Below are 17,158 nucleotides of genomic sequence, written 5' to 3'. Positions count from 1 at the left end.
AGTTGCCACCGATCGGGGAAGCGAGGCCCGTCCGTGCTGAAGCAGGTTGCCGAGGGTGTGCAGGTCCATGTGAGCGACTTCCTGCTCAGCAACGCCGTTGTCGTGACGGGCCGTGACGGGGTGCTGCTCGTCGACCCGGGCATTCAGGCGAACGAGATGGCCTGCCTGGCCGAAGACCTGGGGCGGAGCGTGGTCGCGGGCTTCTCCACACACCCGGACTGGGATCACATGCTCTGGATCCCCGAGTTCGGCGCGGCCCCTCGCTACGCCACGGCCCGTGGTGCCGCCGCCGCCCGCGAACAGCTGGCCGAGCCGGACATCAAGGCCCGGATCAAAGAGCACCTGGAAGAGACCGGCATCGCCGACCAGGTTCCGCTCGAGTTGCTCGGCGAGATCACCGGCCTGCCCGTCGATGCGACCACCGTGCCGTGGGACGGTCCCGAGGCCCGGATCCTCGAGCATCAGGCGCACGCCCCGGGGCACGCCGCGTTGTTTCTCGCGGAGAGTGGCGTTCTCGTCGCCGGCGACATGCTCTCCGACGTGCTGGTTCCGATGTTCGACCTGGACGCCGCCGACCCGATCGGGGACTACCTGGCCGCACTCGACCTGCTGGAGACGGTGGAAGCGGACGTCGTCGTGCCGGGCCACGGAAACGTGGGCGAACCCAAGGGGCGCATCGAGCAGGACCGCGCCTACGTCCTGGCCCTGCGCGACGGCCGCACGCCCGACGACCCGCGGATCGGCCCGGATGCCGAGCCGGGCTGGGAGTGGGTCAGCGACGTACACGCCGGGCAGGTCCAGCGGCTCCAAGCATGAGCAGCACCGCAGCTCCGATGCCGGCCGTGCTCCAGCCGATGATGCTGGTGTCCCAGCCGCTGAAGGCGTACGGGAAAACGGGAATGTGCTCCTCGAAGGGCCGGACCAGGGCCCACGCGGTGACGACGGGAACGACCACTGTCGCCCAGCGCTGACCGGGGGTCGCCTCGCCGGCCGAGCGACGCCAGGTGACCCAGGCGGTTGCCACGGCCGCGGCCGTCAGACCCTGAGCCAGCACCGTCGAGGCGTGGCCGAAGAGGGCGTCGCGCGCCCACCACACCGCGCCGGACCAGGCGGCCAGCAGCACCACGATGCCCGATGCGCGCGCGGCCGTCCGCCAGGCCAGGCCGCGCGGCGCGGGATCGACGACGGCGGCGGCGGGCTCGTCCAGGCACCAGCCGACCGCCCCGGCCAGCAGGCCGACCGCGGTGCCCTGCAACGGCCACAGCGTCCAGTTGTCGTAGCGGACGGCGGCCAGCAGGCCCACGATGAGCAGCGCGGCCGCGCCCACGAGCAACCAGGGCACGGCCCGCGCCGCGTGGCGGAGCATCAGGCGGTCAGCGGATTGGGAACGGCGTCGGGCAGACCGAGCACCATGGTCAGCACCACGGCCACCACCGCGACGGCGGCGCCGATGCCGATCAGCATGCGCAGGCGGGAACGGTCGGACTCGGGGTCGTGATAGAGGGCGACCAGGACGCCCACGGCGCAGATGGCCAGCAGGTAGACGATCCACAGCTGGGGCGAGCCGGGCAGGGCGACCCACTGGTCGTCGCCGGTGTTCCAGCCGATCGGGCCGTACCAGTAGGTCCACGGCCAGATCACCCGCCAGTGCCAGGTCGACTCGAAGTTGCCCTGCATGACGATGGTGATCAGCACGACCAGCACGACGGCGAGCGGGACGACGCCGCGACGCGGGAGCCAGCGGGCGAGCACCAGACCCAGGATCGGGCCGCTGAGCGCGGGGACGACGCTCAGGGCGAACATCACGGTCAGGACGTGGCCGTCGCCGAACGGCGGGAACGGCACGGTTTCCGGCGCGGGCGGGTCGACGAAGTAGATGATCACGGCCGCGACGTACCAGAGCAGGGCGGTCACCACCGGGACCACGACCGCGGCGGCCAGGGCCAGCGTGCGGGCGCGTTCCGGCACGGCGACGGAACCGGCGGCCGCGGCGGCCCGGTCCGAGCGACGGGTCAGTCCGGCCATGATGATGATGCCGAAGACGCCGATGAGAGCGGACGGAGCGATCATGGCGGCGGCGGTGGAGGAAGCATCGCGCGGGATGAGGGTCAGGGCGAGCAGGGCGGTTCCCACCCAGTAGAGCCAGGAACCGAGGTAGTGGCGGATCTCGCGGCGCGCCAGGACGCGTACGGGAAAAGCGGTTGTGGTCATGCCGTTGCCCCTTCGGGTGCTGAGCTTCTGAGCAGCAGGTAAGCGTCCTCGACCGTCGGTTCGACGGCCTGGGAGCCGGCGGCCGGTGAGCCGCCGACCGAGCGGATGAGACCGGTTCCCGTACGCCACGTCTGCATCGCCCCCGAAGCGGCCGACGGGCCCTGATGCACCCGGCCGACCGCGGTGGCGAGCAGGTCGGCGACCGAACCGTCGAAGCGGATCCGCCCCGCGTCGAGCACGACCACGCGGTCGCACAGGGCCGACACATCTTCGGTCTGGTGGGTCGAGATGAGCACGGTTCCGGGGCGCCCGGAGAGCAGACCCCGCAGCGAGGCCCGCTGTTCGGGGTCGAGGCCGGTGGTGGGTTCGTCGAGGATCAGCAGGTCCGGATCGCCGAGCAGCGCCTGCGCGATGGCCAGCCGCCGCCGCTGCCCGCCGGAGAGCGCCTTCACCTTGACCGTCGACCGCTCGGCCAGGTCGACCAGCGCAAGCACCCTCCGCACCTCGGCGTGCCGGGCCGCGGTGAGAGTCCACTCCTTGAGGACGGCGATGTAGTCGAGGAAGCCGAACGTGGTCATGCCGCGCGGGAAGACGACCTCCTGGGGCAGGTAGCCGATGCGGCGGCGGGCGTCGGTGCGCTCGGCGTGCGTGCCGGTGACCTCGTGCCCGGCCACCACGACCGTGCCCTGGCTGGGTGGCAGGGCGCTGGACAGGATCCGCAGCATCGTGGTCTTGCCGGCGCCGTTGGGACCGAGCAGGCCGATCACGCCGTGACCGAGGTCGAGGGTGGTCGGGTGCAGGGCGACCGTACGGCCGAAGGACTTGGCGACGTTGTCGAGACGGGCGGTCATCGGGCGACTCCCCGGTTGACGCGGACGAGGACGGCGGCCAGCACGGTCACGCCGAGCGCGGAGGTGACCTGGCCGGGAGTGGTGGTGAGCGCGGTGACGCTCGCGGTGGTGGCCACGACGAGCCAGCCCGCCCCGACCACGGCGCACGCGACCCATGCGGTGAGCCACTTGAGCAGGATCAGCGCGGCCACGGTCAGGGCCAGTCCGGGCAGCAGCCAGGCTGCGAAGTAGCCGTGCAACGCGGGGACCACCAGCGCCGATGCGACAGTCAACGGGACGGCAGCGGTGAGGGCGGCCGCCGTCCGCAACAGGGCCAATCGCAACGGCGAGTACGGCGTGGTCCCGGTCAGCGAGCGCAACGGATCGGTGGCGTCGTAGGCGGCGACCACGGCCAGCACCGGGATCAGCGGCGCCAGAATCAGGAACAAGGCGGGGGCACCGCCGGGCAGATGGATCGGGGCCAGCCCGGTGAGCAGCGCGCAGCACACGGCCGCCCCGACCGCGACGGACCACGACAGCAGCAGATCGCGGGCGGCGCCGGCCACCACCAGATCGGCCTCCGGAATCCCGAGCCGGGCCAGCCACGAGCGTCGTGGGCGGCTGATCTCGGCATGCACCGCCGCCCAGACCGGCCCCACATCCGGCACGAGTTCGCGGGCTCCGGCGCGGCAGTCCGGGCACGCCGTCACATGGGCCTCGACCGCGGCCTCGGCGATCGGATCAAGACCGTTTCCCGCGTACGCCGTCCAGGTCGCTCGATCGACATGCCAGCTCACGCCAGACCCCCCATCAGCTGTTGCCGCAACTGCGCCTTGGCCAGCCGCACGCGGCTCTTCACCGTTCCCTGAGGCACCCCGAGGAGAAGCGCCGCCTCGCGGGTGGTGAGCCCGTCGACGACGGTCACCTGCAGCGCCTGCCGCAGTTCGGGTGACAGGCCGCGCATGGCCGATCCGAGGTCGCCGTGCTCGACCGCGATCAGCAGCTCGTCCTCGGCGCTGCGCAGCCGGGGCGACAGGGCCGAGATGACCTGCTGGCTGACCGGGGTCGGTTGCCGGCGGACCCGCAGCCGGGAGACCAGCTGCCGGATCGCGATGCCCCACATCCACGCGCCGACGTCGCCGTCACCGCGGTAGCCCTTGGCGTTGTGCCAGACCGCGACGAACGTGTCCTGCACGGCCGAGGCGGCCAGCTCCTCGTCGGCCGTACGCCGTCGCAACCGCAGCAGCAGCCAGGCCGAGTGGCGTTCGACGAGTTCGCGCAACGCGCTCTCCTCGCCGGACGCGACCCGCCGGAGCAGCTCGGCGTCGCTCGTCTCCATGCCCACACTGTCGCGGGCCGGACCCCGATCGGTTCACCGGCTCAGCGGGCAAATCTCAGAGGGCGTCCGCGACGTCGTCGGCGCTCAACGCCACTTGCAGCTCGGCCAGGACGCGGACCTGGGTCGTGGAGACACCGAGGAGCTGCTCGGCCTTGCGGATGCGCAGGTTGACCGTGTTGGGGTGCACGAACAGGGCGGCGGCGGTCGCGGCCGTGTTCAGGTCGTTGGTCACGTACGCCCGCAGGGTCTCTTCCAGGGCCGTCCCGCGGGCCGCGTCGTAGGTGCGTACGGGGGCCAGGGTCTCGGCGGCGAACCGGCGCAGCTCGTTCACGTCCTCCAACTGGAGGAGCAGGCCGTGGACGCCGAGCGACTCGAAGGTGGCCACACTCGCGGTCCGGCCCCGCAGGCGGGCCACGGTCGCGGCGCCCCGGCCCCGGCGGTAGGCGGACGGATAGTCAGCCAGCGCCGAACAGAGCGGGGAGACGGCCACCGCGGTCTCGGGTCCGACGCCGGCGCGGCGCAACTGGGCCAGCAGGTCGTCGGCGCGGTCGGCGGCGGCGCCCGGCCACAGCAGCACCACGTCGTCGCCGACCGTGCCGACCAGCCCGCGGCCGGCCAGCGACCGGGCCACCGACAGGATCCGCGGCGAACCCGCGCTGACCACGATCACCGAGTGCGGCTTGGCCAGGTCGAACCCGAGCCGGGCGGCGCGCTCGGCCGCCGTGACGAGACCGGCCGGCGACCCGGTCAGCAGGTCGGACACGACCTCGCCGGACAGCCGCCACTCCACCTCACGGGCGGTGCGGGAGCGCAGGATCTCGAGCGCGCAGACGGTGGCCGCGTGTTCGAGCGCGCGCACGTCGAGGACGGCCACCGGCCGGCGCGACCCGGTGATCCGGATGTGGGCCACCGTCTCGTTGCCGAGCACGACCGGCGTGGACCAGCCGGCGGCGGTCTCGTCCCCGGCCAGGTGCGCGCCGGACGGCTCCTCGACCACCGCGACGGGTGTGCCCAGCAGTTCGGCCAGGGCGGCCGCGACCCCGGTGACGCCGCCGCCGCGCAGCGCGACCCGGGTGAACTGCTCGTGCACCTCCTCGCCCCGGCGCAGCGCGGTGTTGGCGGTGGTCAGGTCGGCGATGGTGGCGACCTGCCGCTCGCGCAGCCGGGCCGTCTCGATGGCGACGCCGGCCTGGTCGGCCAGCAGCGAGAGCAGCTCCTGCTCGCCCGGGGTGAAGTCGTGCGGGATGCGGGTGTAGCAGTTGAGCGTGCCGACCGGGACCCCGGCCGAGAACACCGGCACCGAGATCATCGAGCGGTAGCCCTGCTGCCGGGCGACCCCGCCCCAGGGCAGGAACGTCGCGTCGGCCACGGTGTCGGCCACCTGCACCGAGGCACCGGTCAGGAAGGCGCGACTGGACGGGGCCCGGGGCTCGCCGTCCGGCTCGAGCACGACCGGGTGGTCGGCGTTGACCTGCTCGATGTAGCGCGGGGACAGGCCGTGGGCGCCGGTGATGACCAGCTTGGTGCGCGCGTCGTCGACCAGCAGGACGGCGCAGAAGTCGTACCCGAGAAGGTTGGAAGCCGTCGCCGACACCAGGTCGAGCACCTCGGGCAGCGAGACCGGGCGGTTGAGCGCGGTCGCGATGGCGGCGATCGCCTCGAGCCAGGGGCGGAGCTGCACGGCACCCGTCGTCTGCATGCCGGAGACTGTGCCAGCACAACTGACCCCGCGCTAGAGCTGTGTGGCGGCACATGTCCCGGCGGTCGGCTGATCCGCAGAGTTGAGCCCATGAACGAAGACGTCGGCGTAGTTGTTGTTCGCGCCAATGATCTGTCCGACCAGACTCCGCAGACGGCCGGACTCAAGCGGTTCGAGGCCGTGTCGGCCCGCCGCCTCGGCTCGCAGGACCTGTGGATGGGCCTCTCGGTGCTGCCCGCCGGCGGCCGGACCGGCGTGCACCACCACGGGCGGTCCGAGACGGCGCTCTACATCCTCAGCGGCGTCGGGCGATGGTGGATCGGCGACCAGCTCGACACGATGCAGGAGGCGCATCCGGGCGACTTCGTCTACATCAAGCCCGACGTGGTGCACTGGGAGGAGAACGCCAGCGACACCGAACCGGTGCGGATGATCGTGGCGCGGACGACCCAGGACGCGATCGTCGTGAACCTCGACGACCACCCGTACGGGCCGGTGATCCGGTGAGCCGCGCGATTGTCGTCGGCGGCTCCTTCGCCGGGCTCACCGCGGGTCTGCTGCTGCGGGAGCAGGGGTTCGAGGTCGACATCTTCGAACGTACGCCGAGTCACCTGGACGGCCGGGGCGGTGGCATCGTGCTGCAGCCCGACACCGTGCGGTGGATCGCCGAGCGGCCGCACCCGTTCGGGGTGGACGACGTCAGCATCGGCTCGACCGTGATGCGCTACCTGGGCCCGGACAACAAGATCACGTACGAGGAACCGGCCACCTGGCGGTTCAGCTCGTGGACGACGATGTACCGGGTGCTGCTGGACGACTTCGGCACTGATCACTATCACCTGGGCGAATACGCGGTGGGCGTGAGCCAGGACGCCGACCGGGCCGAGCTCCGGTTCGTCAGCGGGCGCACCGAGCGGGCCGAGCTGGTCGTGTTCGCCGACGGTATCTCGTCGGTGGGCCGCCGCCGGTTGCAGCCGCGGGTGCTCCCCCGCTACGCCGGTTACATCGGGTGGCGCGGGTGCGTGCCGGAACGCGACGTGACGCCCGAGACGGCCGAATTGATCAACGACGCCCTCGCGTACGCGGTGATCGACAACTCGCACATCTGCATGTACGCCATTCCCGGGGCGGACGGCAGCCTGGGCCGCGGCAACCGGCAGATGAACTACGTCTGGTACCGCAACGTGGCCGAGGGGCCGGAGCTGGACGAGATGACGACCGACCTGCGCGGCTTCACGGCTCCCGTCTCCGTCCATCCCGGACAGGTGCAGCCACGTTTCGTCGACGCGATGCGAGCCGAAGCGACGGCGTTGCTGCCCCCGGCGGCGGCCGAGCTGATCGAGCGCACGGCCGAGCCGTACATCCAGATCGTCCTGGACATCGCCGTCCGCAGCATGGCCTTCGGCCGGATCGCGCTGATCGGCGACGCCGCCTTCGCCGCCCGCCCGCACGCCGCGGCCGGAACCGCCAAGGCCGCCGCCGACGCCTGGTCATTGGCGGCCGCGCTGGCCGCTCACACCGACATCCCGACCGCGCTGGCCGCCTGGGAACCCGAGCGGCTCGCCCTGGGCAACGACCTGCTGAGCCGGGTCGCCGAGATGGGCGCCCGGTCCCAGTTCACCAACACCTGGGACCCGGCCGATCCCGCCCTGCACTTCGGACTCTACGGCCCGGACCGCTGAGCCTGATCGACCAGGAGCGCCAGCACCTGTGACGTCTTCGCCTGGCCCTCGGCGACCTGGAGGCCGCGGTGCGCGACAAACGCCAGCAGGGCCTTCTGCGCCTCCTCGGCCACGTCGAGCGCGACCGCGATCGACAGCTCCAGGAAGTCGAGATCGCCGACCGTCCAGCGCTCGGCCCGCACGTCCAGCGGCGGCCGGCCCGGCTCGCTCACCGCGAAGGTGGGCCAGCGCCGGGCCGCCACCGCGGGCAGCACGGTGAGCACCTCGAGATTCACCGGGAAGCCCGCGCAGGTCTCGATCAGCCGCTTCTGGTCGTCGGTGAAGAGGGCCCGGATGCTCCGCTCGCCCGCCGCGACGCCGGCCACCAGATCCTTGGGCCGGTCGGCGGTGAGCGAGACGGCCAGCGTGCGCCGGTCGCCGGCCCAGTCCGCCTCGACCTTGAACTCGGACTCCAGGCTGCCGTTGGTGGTCGTCGTCGTGCCGAGCCAGGCGTCGGTGAACTGCGACCGCCGCCCCGGCCGGAACTTGACCGTGACGTCGTCCTTGCCCCTGGTCTTCTGCCGGGCCCGCAGGATCAGCTGCCGGTCCTGCAGCGGCGTGCCCGCGCCGAGCCCGGTCGTGACGTCCTCGAGGAAGTAGATCTTCCACGGATCGACGTCCGGCAGGTTCAGCGTCTCCGCGGCCTTACCGTCCAGGCTGACCTTGACCTCGACACCGTCGAATCGCATCCACCCACCGTGGTCCCGAATCCGGGCTCACTCCAGCGGGCCGTCGTTGATCCGTCGGTTCAGAACCCGTTGTCGGCCAGCCACTGCGGGTCGGGCGCGACCTGCTGCAGCACCTCGACCAGCAGGCCGTCCGGGCCCGCGAGCTGGAAACGCCGCTGCCCCCAGGGCTCGGTGACCAGAGGCGTGACCACGTTTATCCCGTACGCCGTCAGGCGCTCGAACTCGGCGTCGACGTCTTCGACCACGAGGGCGATGAGCGTGCCCACGACGCTCTTCCCGCGGGTCGCCTCGGGCCACGACTCGTGATCGCGCTGCACGAAGTCGAGGTTGAGCTTCTCGTGACCGTCGGCCTGGGTGTTGACGTACCAGCCCAGGTCGATGTTGACCTTGAACCCGAAATGCTCGGCGAACCAGGCCGCGCTGGCCGACGGCTTCTCGGCGGCCGCCACCATTCCGATCATCGCAATCCGCATGTGCACCCTATCGTTGGACCATGGAGTCGGTGTGGGACTACCCGCGCCCGCCGCGGTTGGAACGCACCGCTGCCCGGGTGACGGTCATGCACGCGGGACGGACAGTCGCGGACAGCGTACGGGCCTGGCGGGTGCTCGAGACGTCCCATCCGCCGGTGTACTACATCCCGCGCGACGACATCGCCGACGGCGTGCTCGAACCCGGGACGGGCCGCTCGCTGTGCGAGTTCAAGGGCGTCGCCGGGTATTGGGATCTCGTCGTGGGCTCGACCCGGGTGGCCCAGGTCGGTTGGTCCTACGAGGACCCCGTGCCCGCGTACGGGGAAATCTCCGGCGCTGTGGCCTTCTATCCGAGCCGCGTCGACGAGTGCCGGGTCGACGGTGAGCTCGTGCGCGCGCAGGAGGGCGACTTCTACGGCGGCTGGATCACCGACGACATCACCGGGCCGTTCAAGGGTGGCCCGGGGACTATGGGCTGGTGAACCTGGCCGGATCCGGTGCGTCGCCGTAGACCAGGCGCAGGATCGCGTCGGTGAGGGTGTCGAGCAGCTCGTCCTCGTCGTATTGGGACGGGTGGGCATAGGCGTCGGCGAACGTGATGCTGCGCAGGTGGACCGCCATCTTGGCGATCAGCGCGGGCGGACCGGCCACCGTCCGCCCGGCGCGCGCGTCCCGCTCGATGCGCTTACTGAACAGCGAGCAGCCCTCGTCGACCAGCCGGTCGCGCACATGCTTCACCTCGGGGCCGGGGTCGGGCGTGATGAACGCCTCACGCAGCCAACGCCCGTCGGCCTTCCAGCGGGCCAGCCCCGCGGTCAGGCCCCGGCGCAGCGCGTCGCGGTCGAGCCCGTCGGAGGCCAGCCACTCGGCCATCTCGAGGTCGGCCTCGGCCAGCCGCTGGTCGACCAGTGCGGCCAGCAGCGCCTGCTTGGACTCGAAATAGAAGTAGAACCCGGACCGGGCGATGCCGGCCGCCCCGGCCAGCTCGTCGATCGTGACCTGGCTGATCGACTTGTCGCGGAAGACCGCCCGCGCGGCGTCGAGCAGGGCCTGCTCGCGCTGGTCGCCCTTGGTGGGAGCTCGACGGCTTTTGATGGCTGGCACGGCACTGACTCTACCGGCCGGTCCACGGAATCGACACGGTGTTGAAAATTCTCGGCGACGCGTCTAGCGTTCGGTCCCATGACCTTCAAAGCGCGGCTGGTGCTGCCCGTCGCCTGTTACGTGGTGCTGCTCGTCTCGGCGCTGCAGACCCTGGTCGTCCCGGTCGTCGCCAACATCCGGGCCGACCTGGGCGTCTCGACCAGTGCGGCCAGCTGGGTGGTGACGGCCAACCTGCTCGCGGCCGCCGTGCTCACGCCGGCCCTGGGCCGGCTGGGTGACCTGCACGGCCGCCGCCCGGTGATGCTGGGCGTGCTGATCCTCGTGCTGCTCGGCTCGGTGCTCGCCGCCACCACCAGCAGCCTCCCCCTGCTGATCGTCGGGCGGGTCGCCCAGGCGGCCAGCTTCGGCCTGTTCCCCCTCGCGATCGGCATGCTCCGCGAGGAGCTGCCCCCGCAACGCCTGACCGGCGCGATGGCTCTGGTCAGCGGCATGCTCTCGGTCGGCGCGGGCTTCGGCCTGGTCGTCACCGGCCTGCTGATGCGCGACGGCGGCGACTACCACGAGCTGTTCTGGCTGGCCACCGCGCTGACCGTGATCGGCCTGGCCGGGGTGTGGCAGCTCCCCCGCCGCGCCGGCGTGGCCACCGGACGCCTCGACTGGGCCGGCGCCGCCCTGCTCGGGCTCGGCCTGGTGCTGCTGCTCCTGCCCCTCGAGGAGGGCAACGGCTGGGGCTGGGGTTCGGCCCGGGTCCTCGGCCTGCTGGCCGGCGCGGTCGTCGTGCTGGTCGCGTTCGTGCTGTTCGAACGCCGGGTCACACACCCGCTGGTCAGCCCGCGGATGCTCAGCCACCGCCCGATCGTGGTGGCCAACGCGGCCGGCCTGTTCCTCGGCTTCGCGATGTTCGCCGTCTTCCTGGCCGTCTCGGCGCTGGTGCAGACCCCGCACGACGTGGCCGGCTACGGTTTCGGCGCCTCGGTGCTGGCCGCCAGCCTGGTCTACCTGCTGCCCGGCACCGCCCTCGGCGTGGTCACGGCCCCGCTCGGCGGCCGCCTGGTCGCCCGCTTCGGCGCCAAGGCGACGCTGGTGATCGCGGCCGTGCTGGCCGGCGCCGGCTTCACGCTGCTGGCCGTGCTGCACTCGGCGACCTGGGAAGTCATCGCCGGCGCGCTGATCGTCAACACCGCCGTCACCTTCGGCTACGCGGCCCTGCCGGCGCTGCTCATCGCCCACGTCGGACCGGCCGAGACCGGCATCGCCAACAGCGTCAACTCGATCGCCCGCTCGGTCGGCATGTCGCTGGGCACCGCGTTCGTCATCACGATGATGACCCGCAACCCGATCTCGGCGTCGGTCCCGCTGCCGCACGAGTCCCAGTTCGTGACCGTCTTCGTGGTCGGGGCGGTGCTGGCCGCAGCCGCCGCCGGCGTGGTGGCGTGGGCCCTGCCTCGGGTGCGCGAGCCCGAGCTGACGGTGGCCGAGGTCGAAACCGACGACGTGCTCGGCGCGGCCGGCCTGAGCGTCCGTTAATTGCCGCTTTCGACGCATCTCGAAGCAGGCTCGGGCGTTGATGCTCTTGGTAGCAGTCCTCGTCCTAGGAGCATCCTGTGCGGTCTCTCGTCCTGCGTACGCTCGGTGGCCTCGTCGCCGCCGGTCTTGGTCTCGGTGTCGCGGCGGCACCGGCGACGGCCGCCGCGACCAATGAGTTCCGGCTGACCGCGGGGAACGCCGTCGGCTACGGCACGTACCAGCAGATGATGAGCATCCCCGAGCGACCGGTGCCGCCGATCAGCATCACCGGCACGCTGGCCGCGCGGAGCCTGTGGCGGTGCGCCGTGATCCAGGTCGGTCGCAGCGGCCCGGCCGACGGCCTCGAATGGCAGACCGTCGGCCGGCACTGCGGCCCGGGCCGGACCAGTTTCCGCGCGCAGGCGAACTACATGTTCCGGGCCGTCAACCCGCCCGTCCGGCTGTGCGCCGGCTGGAACGTGAACCAGGCCGAGCGCGGCCGCCGGTGCGACCTGTACCGCCCGCCCGCGAACTGAGGCGCGGGCCCGGGTACGCGCGTCGCAGCCATCGGGGCAGGTCGCGCCGGGGCACGAACATGGCCACGTCATCGGCGGCGTTGGCCGCATAGGCGCGCAGCTCGGTGCGGTGCAGCCGGCTGCGGTCACGGAGAGCCGACCGCAGCCGGCCGATCAGGTCGGCGTCGATCGTGCGGTGCAGGCGGGCGACATGCCCCAGTGACTGCAGGGCGTTGGCCCGGGTCTGCGGGCTGGACGATGCGAGCGCCCGCCTGATCCGCGGAAGCACCACGTCGGGATCCGGATGGTTCAGGGCGAGCGCGAGGAGCGCGACACCCTCGTCGACGGACTCGTCCTTCACGACCGACAGTATGGTCCGTCCGGCCGACGGCGTCCGCCCGCACCCGTTCGTTGACGGGGTATGCGGGTCACGACAACCAGGTGCTGAGCTGCTCGGTCCGGTCGGCCGGGAGCCCGGGCGTGCCGAGTGCCTGTTCGATCAGGCCGTTCCGGTATCCGGCGTGCGGCATGTCCGGGGCCAGCTCGAGCAGCAGGTCGACGTCGTCCACCGGGCCGCCGGCCCGCAGCCGGTAGGTGGCCCCGGCGGCCCGTAGCGTGACGTCGTCGGGCTCGTGCTGAAGCCCCTGGTTCACCAGGTCGGCCGCCGAGCCGAAATCGCCGGCCATCGCCGCGTGATCGGCCAGGTCCAGATAGAGCGACCAGTTGGCCGGATCCAGCGCGAGGGCCCGGCGCAACGCGGCCGCCTGCTCGTCCCGGCGGCCCAGGAATCCCCACGTGCCGGCCCGGACGACCTCGGTCAGCATCAGTTTCTCGATGCCGTCGGCCCGGTCGCACAAGGCAAACGATTCCTCCGTACGCCCGCAGTAGCGCAACAGGATCGCCATCCGGGCCATCTGCTCGGCCACCGGATCCCGCTCGCAGACGATGTCGATCAGCCGCATCCACGGCCGCAGATTGTCGCGCACCACGTCGTTGTCGAGATCGCGGTCGTAGTCGGTGATGGCGACCGTGGCGTCGGCGAGCCCACCGATCGTGACCGTCGACCGGAAGCGGTCGCTGGTGAACCACGGCGCCGCGGCCCAGGCGACCTCGGGCCGAAATCCGGTCACCGAGCCCAGCATGCGCGCGGCCCCGTCGGTGTCCCCGTCGAGGAACTGCAGGTAGGAACCGGCCACGAACTGTGCGAGGCCGGTCGGGGCGCCCAGGTCGGGGCGCAGCTCGGCAATCAGGTCGTACGGTTCCGGGTCGGCGGGATCGTGCTCGATCGCCGCGGCCACGTAGGCCACTGCCTCGGCCGGCGAGCCGCCGCAATGAGCCAGGACACGGGCCAACGCGAGGGAAGCGGTGTTGGACACGGTCCGGGATGGTACACAAAAAGGCATGACGACATTGGACGACTTCGCGGGGATGGCCAGTGGTGAGCAGGGGCTGGTGACCGTGGCGACGACGCGGGCGGATGGGAGTGTGCAGGCGTCGATCGTGAACGCGGGCGTGCTCGGGCATCCGCTCACCGGCGTACGGGAAATCGGGTTTGTCACCTATGGCCAGGTCAAACTGGCCAATCTGCGGGCGCGTCCCCGGATCGCCGTGTCGGTGCGGTCGGGGTGGCAGTGGGCCACCGTCGAGGGCCCGGCGCAGATCATCGGGCCGGACGACCCGGTCGAAGGGGTCGACGCCGAGCGGCTGCGGGTGCTGCTGCGTGAGGTGTTCACCGCTGCCGGCGGCAGTCACGACGACTGGGACGAGTACGACCGGGTCATGGTCGAGCAGCGTCGCGCCGCCGTGCTCGTCACGCCGGAACGGGTCTACAGCAACAACTAGAACTGCAGCATCGCGCAGGCCAGCACCAGGCGTGGGTCGAGACCGGCGGCGGCGATCCCCGAGACGTCGACGCGGTAGGTGTCTCTTCCGGCGCGCGTCATGTGCGCCACCGGCTGACGGCCGGCTACGAGCGTGAGCAGCCGCGGCGGGGACTTGCCGTCCGGATCCTGCAGCAGGCGTGCGACGACCCGGCCGTCGGGGCCGAGGATCACAGTGCGGGCGCCGACCCCGTTGGTCAGTTGACCGATGACCTCGCCGAGGCGGTCGTCGAACACGTCCCAGGCCATCCGGGGCACCGGCGTCGGGCGGGTCAGCTCCCTGGCGGACATACGGATCCGGGTCCGCATGTCGTACCGGCGCAGGAACAACGAGCCGACCACGCGGGCGAACTGTCTGTACTCCGTACGCGGGGGAAGCGGGTGTTCGTGCAGGCTGATCCACGGCTCACGGGCGACCGCCCGGGGCCCGCGCTCGCCCGGAACCACGGCCAGCAGCGGTTTGCCGTCGACGGCGATCCGCAGGAAGGAAGGGTTCCCCGGCTCGATCAGCCCGGCGCTGACCATCCCGGCGAACCCGCTCAGCAGGTCGCCGGCCAGGCCCCCGCCCGAGGTGACGAAGGCGTACTGGCCGGTCAGCATCGGTTCCGGCCAGCCGGTCCGGAGGTGGTCGATCATTTGTCGCTCAGATAGGCGAACTGCAGCATCGCGCAGGCCAGCACCAGCCGGGGGTCGAGGCCGGTCGGGGTCAGGGTGGTGACGTCGATCCGGTGGCCGGCGTGCACGCGGAAGATCCGGGCCGCCGCCAGGGTGTCGACCACGATGGTGAGGCGGCCGTACGGGTCTTCCATCAATAGCGCGGCCGGCCAGCCGTCGGGACGGAAGATGACCCGCTTGGTGCCCGGTGGTTCGTCGACCGGCCCGGCCAACCGGCCGATCACGCGGCCCAGGCGGTCGTCGACCACGTCCCACACGTCCGGCGGGGGCGGCGTCCGGAAGGCCTGGACCGACCGGCGCAGCCGCGTCCCCCAGCTGAGCTGTGACTGCAGGAGCGGACCGAAGACCATGGTCCGGCGGTCCGGCCGGCTCTGCGCGTCCGGCCGTTTCACCAGACTCAGCCACGGGACCTCGGCCACGGCCTTGATGCGCGGCGGCACCCCGTCGCGGTCGTTGAGGACGGTCAGCACCGGGTGGCCGTCGACGGTGACCTTCAGCAGCCGGTCGTTGCCGGGCCGGTGCAGCCCGACGGTGAACATCTGGCCGAGGTCGTCCAGGATCTCACCGCCGAGAGTTCCCCCGTACGTCCGCAGCGTGTACTGCCCGGTGAGAAGCGCTTCCGGCCAGCCGGTCCGGAGTTCGTCGATCATGTGGTGCTCAGCCGGGCGTATTCGAGAAGCGCGCACGCGAGCACGAGCCGCGGGTCAAGTCCGGCCGGGACCGCTCCGGCGACGTCGACCCGGTGGGCGGGCCCGGCGGACATGAACTGGGCTACCGGCCGCTCGCCGATCCGGACCGTGAGCAGGCCGCCCTCGACCATCAGCAGCGCGGCCGGGCCGCCGGTGGCGCTGTGGATCGCCGTGCGGGCGCCGGGCACCCCGATCGGCACGGTCAGGCGGCCGATGACGTGGCCGGCCCGATTGTCGAGCACGTCCCAGACCAGCTGCGGCGCCGGCCGGAGGCGGTGCACGTCGGCGGTGAATTCACGAGCGGCCCGGCGGATCCGGGAGCTCCAGTGGCGCCGCCGATCGGTGAGCTGCCGCCGCATCCGGCGCAGCAGGAACGGTTCTTCACCCTGGGGCGGCCGGACGTGCTGCAGAAGAGTGATCCACGTCTGGGCGGGCCGGACGCCGACGGCCTGGATGCCCGGGTGCCGCCCGCGCAGGACGTTCATGAGCACGCGCCCACCGGCGTCGGTGATCCGCAGCCGGACGTCGTCACCCGCATCGATCAGGTCATCGGTGAGGAAGCTGATCACGTCGTCGGTGGTCGTCGGGCCGTACGCCTGGAAGAAGTACTGTCCGGTCAGGACCTCTTCCGGCCAGGTCGTCCGGAGCGCTTCGAGCTGCACATATGGAAAGGTAGAACATCATCGCTCGCAGCGGACCACGCTGTCATCGGAATCGGCCTGGCACGTGTCGGTGCCGGGGCCGCCGTCGGCCAGGTCGGGGGTGCCGGACTCTTCGAAGTCCATGACCCGCAGGTCGTCGTCGCCGGCCTCGCCGTACACCTGGTCGTGGCCCTGGGTGCCGGCCAGGAAGTCGTTGCCCGCACCGCCGCGCACGATGTCGTCGCCGAGCCAGCCCGAGATCTCGTTGTCGGCGTCGTTGCCGGTCAGCACGTCGTCGCCGGTGCCGCCATAGAGCCACTCCACGTCGGCGCCGATGGTGTCGCCCTCGCCCCGCTCGCCGTCGTCACCGGCGGCGCCGTCGAGGTCGGCGGTGATCGGGTTGCTGCGGCCGTTGTAGTTCACCGCATCTTTGGTGCCGGGGCCGCCGTGGAAGACGTCGGGGCCGGTGCCACCGGACATGGAGTCGTTGCCCTCGCCGCCCCAGACGACGTTCGTGCCCGGGCCGGCCTCGAGCGTGTCGCCACCCGCACCGCCGGACAGCAGGTCGTCGCCGGCGCCGCCGACCGCCCAGTCGTTGCCGTTGCCGCCGTAGAGCCGGTCGTTGCCGAGCTGCGCGGCCGGGTTGACGCCGCCGACCGGACCGGCGATGTACGTGTCGAGGTAGTCGTCGCCGTCGCCGCCGTTGAGGCCGTCGTCGCCGCCCGCGCCGATCAGGAAGTCGCGGCCGCCGTAACCCCAGATGGAGTCGTTGCCCGGGTTGGGCCCGGTGAAGGTGTCGCCCTGCAGGAAGTCGGACGCGGGCCCGCCGTAGATCTTGTCGCTGCCCGGGCCGCCGTTCGCCGTCATCGACAGGTCGCTCTTGTTGACGATGGTGTCGTTGTAGTCGTACGTGAAGACGAGGACCGAGGTCGGCGTCTGTGCCGTCGTGCAGCGCACCCTGGTCGAGTCGCCCTTCACCGCGACACAGCCCTTACCGGCCCGGACCGGCACCCGGTCGTCGATCGTGACCGTGCGGCCGGAGCGGGTGACGACGACGTAGTTGACCGCCTTCTGCCCGCCGTTGTAGCGCACCGCCGTGGGGCTGTCGACCGAGACCACACCCGGCGTGAGAGTGGGAGCGTGCAGGGCGGACAGGACGAGGACCGCAGCCGTCAACATAGGCGGA

At 71.8% G+C, this 17,158-nt stretch carries 22 protein-coding genes; 7 read left to right on the top strand and 15 right to left on the bottom strand.

Annotated elements, in window-relative coordinates; all coding sequences use genetic code 11:
- Positions 1–33: 33 nt before the first annotated feature.
- Positions 34–816: an MBL fold metallo-hydrolase gene (locus KOI35_RS47255; protein WP_308120900.1), complete on the top strand. Its 783-nt coding sequence runs from the start codon at positions 34–36 to the stop codon at positions 814–816.
- On the opposite strand, the gene KOI35_RS11060 is transcribed toward KOI35_RS47255, so the two are convergent.
- From KOI35_RS11060 to KOI35_RS11035, 6 genes are read right to left on the bottom strand one after another with little or no spacing between them, the layout of a single operon-like run.
- Positions 773–1,366 carry a hypothetical protein gene (locus KOI35_RS11060; RefSeq protein ID WP_215786212.1) on the bottom strand — a complete coding sequence of 198 codons (594 nt, stop codon included), beginning with the start codon at positions 1,364–1,366 and terminating at the stop codon, positions 773–775. The two genes, KOI35_RS47255 and KOI35_RS11060, sit on opposite strands and share 44 nt — an antisense overlap.
- Positions 1,366–2,211 carry a hypothetical protein gene (locus tag KOI35_RS11055; protein ID WP_215786210.1) on the bottom strand — a complete coding sequence of 282 codons (846 nt, stop codon included), beginning with the start codon at positions 2,209–2,211 and terminating at the stop codon, positions 1,366–1,368. Before KOI35_RS11055 ends, KOI35_RS11060 begins: the two co-directional genes overlap by 1 nt.
- Entirely contained in the window at positions 2,208–3,062 is an 855-nt protein-coding gene (locus tag KOI35_RS11050; protein WP_215786208.1) for an ATP-binding cassette domain-containing protein, read from the bottom strand. Before KOI35_RS11050 ends, KOI35_RS11055 begins: the two co-directional genes overlap by 4 nt.
- Positions 3,059–3,838 carry a zf-HC2 domain-containing protein gene (locus KOI35_RS11045; RefSeq protein ID WP_215786205.1) on the bottom strand — a complete coding sequence of 260 codons (780 nt, stop codon included), beginning with the start codon at positions 3,836–3,838 and terminating at the stop codon, positions 3,059–3,061. Before KOI35_RS11045 ends, KOI35_RS11050 begins: the two co-directional genes overlap by 4 nt.
- Positions 3,835–4,380 (bottom strand): RNA polymerase sigma factor, encoded by a 546-nt coding sequence (locus KOI35_RS11040; protein ID WP_246612883.1) that lies wholly within the window; start codon positions 4,378–4,380, stop codon positions 3,835–3,837. The genes KOI35_RS11045 and KOI35_RS11040 overlap by 4 nt, the downstream gene beginning before the upstream one ends.
- A 55-nt stretch (positions 4,381–4,435) precedes the next feature.
- Complete coding sequence (locus tag KOI35_RS11035; protein ID WP_215786201.1) at positions 4,436–6,079, bottom strand: helix-turn-helix domain-containing protein; 1,644 nt, start codon at positions 6,077–6,079, stop codon at positions 4,436–4,438.
- Positions 6,080–6,169: 90 nt separating this feature from the next.
- On the opposite strand from KOI35_RS11035, the gene KOI35_RS11030 reads away from it, so the two are divergent.
- Together KOI35_RS11030 and KOI35_RS11025 are read left to right on the top strand one after the other, a co-directional pair.
- The gene (locus KOI35_RS11030; protein WP_215786199.1) at positions 6,170–6,586 is read left to right on the top strand and encodes a cupin domain-containing protein; all 417 of its coding nucleotides are present in this window, start codon (positions 6,170–6,172) and stop codon (positions 6,584–6,586) included.
- Positions 6,583–7,761 carry an FAD binding domain-containing protein gene (locus KOI35_RS11025; protein WP_215786198.1) on the top strand — a complete coding sequence of 393 codons (1,179 nt, stop codon included), beginning with the start codon at positions 6,583–6,585 and terminating at the stop codon, positions 7,759–7,761. The genes KOI35_RS11030 and KOI35_RS11025 overlap by 4 nt, the downstream gene beginning before the upstream one ends.
- On the opposite strand, the gene KOI35_RS11020 is transcribed toward KOI35_RS11025, so the two are convergent.
- Both KOI35_RS11020 and KOI35_RS11015 read right to left on the bottom strand, forming a co-directional pair.
- Positions 7,743–8,489, bottom strand: coding sequence for a hypothetical protein (locus KOI35_RS11020; RefSeq protein ID WP_215786196.1), 747 nt, complete (start codon positions 8,487–8,489; stop codon positions 7,743–7,745). The two genes, KOI35_RS11025 and KOI35_RS11020, sit on opposite strands and share 19 nt — an antisense overlap.
- 59 nt (positions 8,490–8,548) lie before the next feature.
- On the bottom strand, positions 8,549–8,962 hold the full coding sequence (locus KOI35_RS11015; RefSeq protein ID WP_215786194.1) for a VOC family protein: 414 nt from the start codon (positions 8,960–8,962) through the stop codon (positions 8,549–8,551).
- Positions 8,963–8,982: 20 nt separating this feature from the next.
- Here KOI35_RS11015 and KOI35_RS11010 point away from each other — a divergent pair, with 20 nt between their 5' ends.
- Positions 8,983–9,444, top strand: coding sequence for a DUF427 domain-containing protein (locus KOI35_RS11010; RefSeq protein WP_215786192.1), 462 nt, complete (start codon positions 8,983–8,985; stop codon positions 9,442–9,444).
- Here KOI35_RS11010 and KOI35_RS11005 read toward each other — a convergent pair.
- The gene (locus KOI35_RS11005; RefSeq protein ID WP_215786189.1) at positions 9,431–10,066 is read right to left on the bottom strand and encodes a TetR/AcrR family transcriptional regulator; all 636 of its coding nucleotides are present in this window, start codon (positions 10,064–10,066) and stop codon (positions 9,431–9,433) included. The genes KOI35_RS11010 and KOI35_RS11005 overlap by 14 nt on opposite strands.
- Before the next feature lie 78 nt (positions 10,067–10,144).
- On the opposite strand from KOI35_RS11005, the gene KOI35_RS11000 reads away from it, so the two are divergent.
- Together KOI35_RS11000 and KOI35_RS10995 are read left to right on the top strand one after the other, a co-directional pair.
- Positions 10,145–11,593, top strand: a complete 1,449-nt coding sequence (locus KOI35_RS11000) for an MFS transporter (protein WP_246612882.1) — start codon at positions 10,145–10,147, stop codon at positions 11,591–11,593.
- Positions 11,594–11,670: 77 nt separating this feature from the next.
- Positions 11,671–12,108, top strand: a complete 438-nt coding sequence (locus tag KOI35_RS10995; protein WP_215786187.1) for a hypothetical protein — start codon at positions 11,671–11,673, stop codon at positions 12,106–12,108.
- Here the strand turns inward: KOI35_RS10995 and KOI35_RS10990 are convergent.
- A complete protein-coding gene (locus KOI35_RS10990) occupies positions 12,017–12,448 on the bottom strand; it encodes a hypothetical protein (RefSeq protein WP_215786185.1) in 432 nt (143 codons plus the stop codon). The genes KOI35_RS10995 and KOI35_RS10990 overlap by 92 nt on opposite strands.
- Before the next feature lie 67 nt (positions 12,449–12,515).
- Positions 12,516–13,463: a tetratricopeptide repeat protein gene (locus KOI35_RS10985; RefSeq protein WP_215786182.1), complete on the bottom strand. Its 948-nt coding sequence runs from the start codon at positions 13,461–13,463 to the stop codon at positions 12,516–12,518.
- 25 nt (positions 13,464–13,488) lie between these two features.
- Here KOI35_RS10985 and KOI35_RS10980 point away from each other — a divergent pair, with 25 nt between their 5' ends.
- Positions 13,489–13,929, top strand: coding sequence for a TIGR03618 family F420-dependent PPOX class oxidoreductase (locus KOI35_RS10980; protein WP_215786181.1), 441 nt, complete (start codon positions 13,489–13,491; stop codon positions 13,927–13,929).
- Here KOI35_RS10980 and KOI35_RS10975 read toward each other — a convergent pair.
- Genes KOI35_RS10975 through KOI35_RS10960 form a run of 4 tightly spaced genes read right to left on the bottom strand, consistent with a single transcriptional unit; the run spans position 13,926 to position 17,151 of the window.
- Positions 13,926–14,603, bottom strand: coding sequence for a hypothetical protein (locus KOI35_RS10975; RefSeq protein WP_215786179.1), 678 nt, complete (start codon positions 14,601–14,603; stop codon positions 13,926–13,928). The two genes, KOI35_RS10980 and KOI35_RS10975, sit on opposite strands and share 4 nt — an antisense overlap.
- Positions 14,600–15,292: a hypothetical protein gene (locus KOI35_RS10970; RefSeq protein ID WP_215786177.1), complete on the bottom strand. Its 693-nt coding sequence runs from the start codon at positions 15,290–15,292 to the stop codon at positions 14,600–14,602. The genes KOI35_RS10975 and KOI35_RS10970 overlap by 4 nt, the downstream gene beginning before the upstream one ends.
- Complete coding sequence (locus KOI35_RS10965) at positions 15,289–15,993, bottom strand: hypothetical protein (protein ID WP_215786175.1); 705 nt, start codon at positions 15,991–15,993, stop codon at positions 15,289–15,291. Before KOI35_RS10965 ends, KOI35_RS10970 begins: the two co-directional genes overlap by 4 nt.
- Positions 15,994–16,011: 18 nt before the next feature.
- Positions 16,012–17,151, bottom strand: coding sequence for a calcium-binding protein (locus KOI35_RS10960; RefSeq protein WP_215786173.1), 1,140 nt, complete (start codon positions 17,149–17,151; stop codon positions 16,012–16,014).
- Between the last annotated feature and the right edge of the window lie 7 nt (positions 17,152–17,158).

It is taken from the genome of Paractinoplanes bogorensis (assembly GCF_018829635.1).
Taxonomy (GTDB): domain Bacteria; phylum Actinomycetota; class Actinomycetes; order Mycobacteriales; family Micromonosporaceae; genus Actinoplanes; species Actinoplanes bogorensis.
The sequence above is the reverse complement of the archived record's forward strand: the minus strand, read 5'-3'. Positions and strand labels throughout refer to the sequence as shown.

What these genes read in the sequence shown, in the direction of transcription:
- KOI35_RS11060 (WP_215786212.1), bottom strand. Translation starts at nt 1,366, where the DNA reads ATGCTCCGCCACGCGGCGCGGGCCGTGCCCTGGTTGCTCGTGGGCGCG.
- KOI35_RS11055 (WP_215786210.1), bottom strand. Translation starts at nt 2,211, where the DNA reads ATGACCACAACCGCTTTTCCCGTACGCGTCCTGGCGCGCCGCGAGATC.
- KOI35_RS11050 (WP_215786208.1), bottom strand. Translation starts at nt 3,062, where the DNA reads ATGACCGCCCGTCTCGACAACGTCGCCAAGTCCTTCGGCCGTACGGTC.
- KOI35_RS11040 (WP_246612883.1), bottom strand. Translation starts at nt 4,380, where the DNA reads ATGGAGACGAGCGACGCCGAGCTGCTCCGGCGGGTCGCGTCCGGCGAG.
- KOI35_RS11035 (WP_215786201.1), bottom strand. Translation starts at nt 6,079, where the DNA reads ATGCAGACGACGGGTGCCGTGCAGCTCCGCCCCTGGCTCGAGGCGATC.
- KOI35_RS11030 (WP_215786199.1), top strand. Translation starts at nt 6,170, where the DNA reads ATGAACGAAGACGTCGGCGTAGTTGTTGTTCGCGCCAATGATCTGTCC.
- KOI35_RS11020 (WP_215786196.1), bottom strand. Translation starts at nt 8,489, where the DNA reads ATGCGATTCGACGGTGTCGAGGTCAAGGTCAGCCTGGACGGTAAGGCC.
- KOI35_RS11015 (WP_215786194.1), bottom strand. Translation starts at nt 8,962, where the DNA reads ATGCGGATTGCGATGATCGGAATGGTGGCGGCCGCCGAGAAGCCGTCG.
- KOI35_RS11010 (WP_215786192.1), top strand. Translation starts at nt 8,983, where the DNA reads ATGGAGTCGGTGTGGGACTACCCGCGCCCGCCGCGGTTGGAACGCACC.
- KOI35_RS11000 (WP_246612882.1), top strand. Translation starts at nt 10,145, where the DNA reads ATGACCTTCAAAGCGCGGCTGGTGCTGCCCGTCGCCTGTTACGTGGTG.
- KOI35_RS10980 (WP_215786181.1), top strand. Translation starts at nt 13,489, where the DNA reads ATGACGACATTGGACGACTTCGCGGGGATGGCCAGTGGTGAGCAGGGG.
- KOI35_RS10975 (WP_215786179.1), bottom strand. Translation starts at nt 14,603, where the DNA reads ATGATCGACCACCTCCGGACCGGCTGGCCGGAACCGATGCTGACCGGC.
- KOI35_RS10970 (WP_215786177.1), bottom strand. Translation starts at nt 15,292, where the DNA reads ATGATCGACGAACTCCGGACCGGCTGGCCGGAAGCGCTTCTCACCGGG.
- KOI35_RS10960 (WP_215786173.1), bottom strand. Translation starts at nt 17,151, where the DNA reads ATGTTGACGGCTGCGGTCCTCGTCCTGTCCGCCCTGCACGCTCCCACT.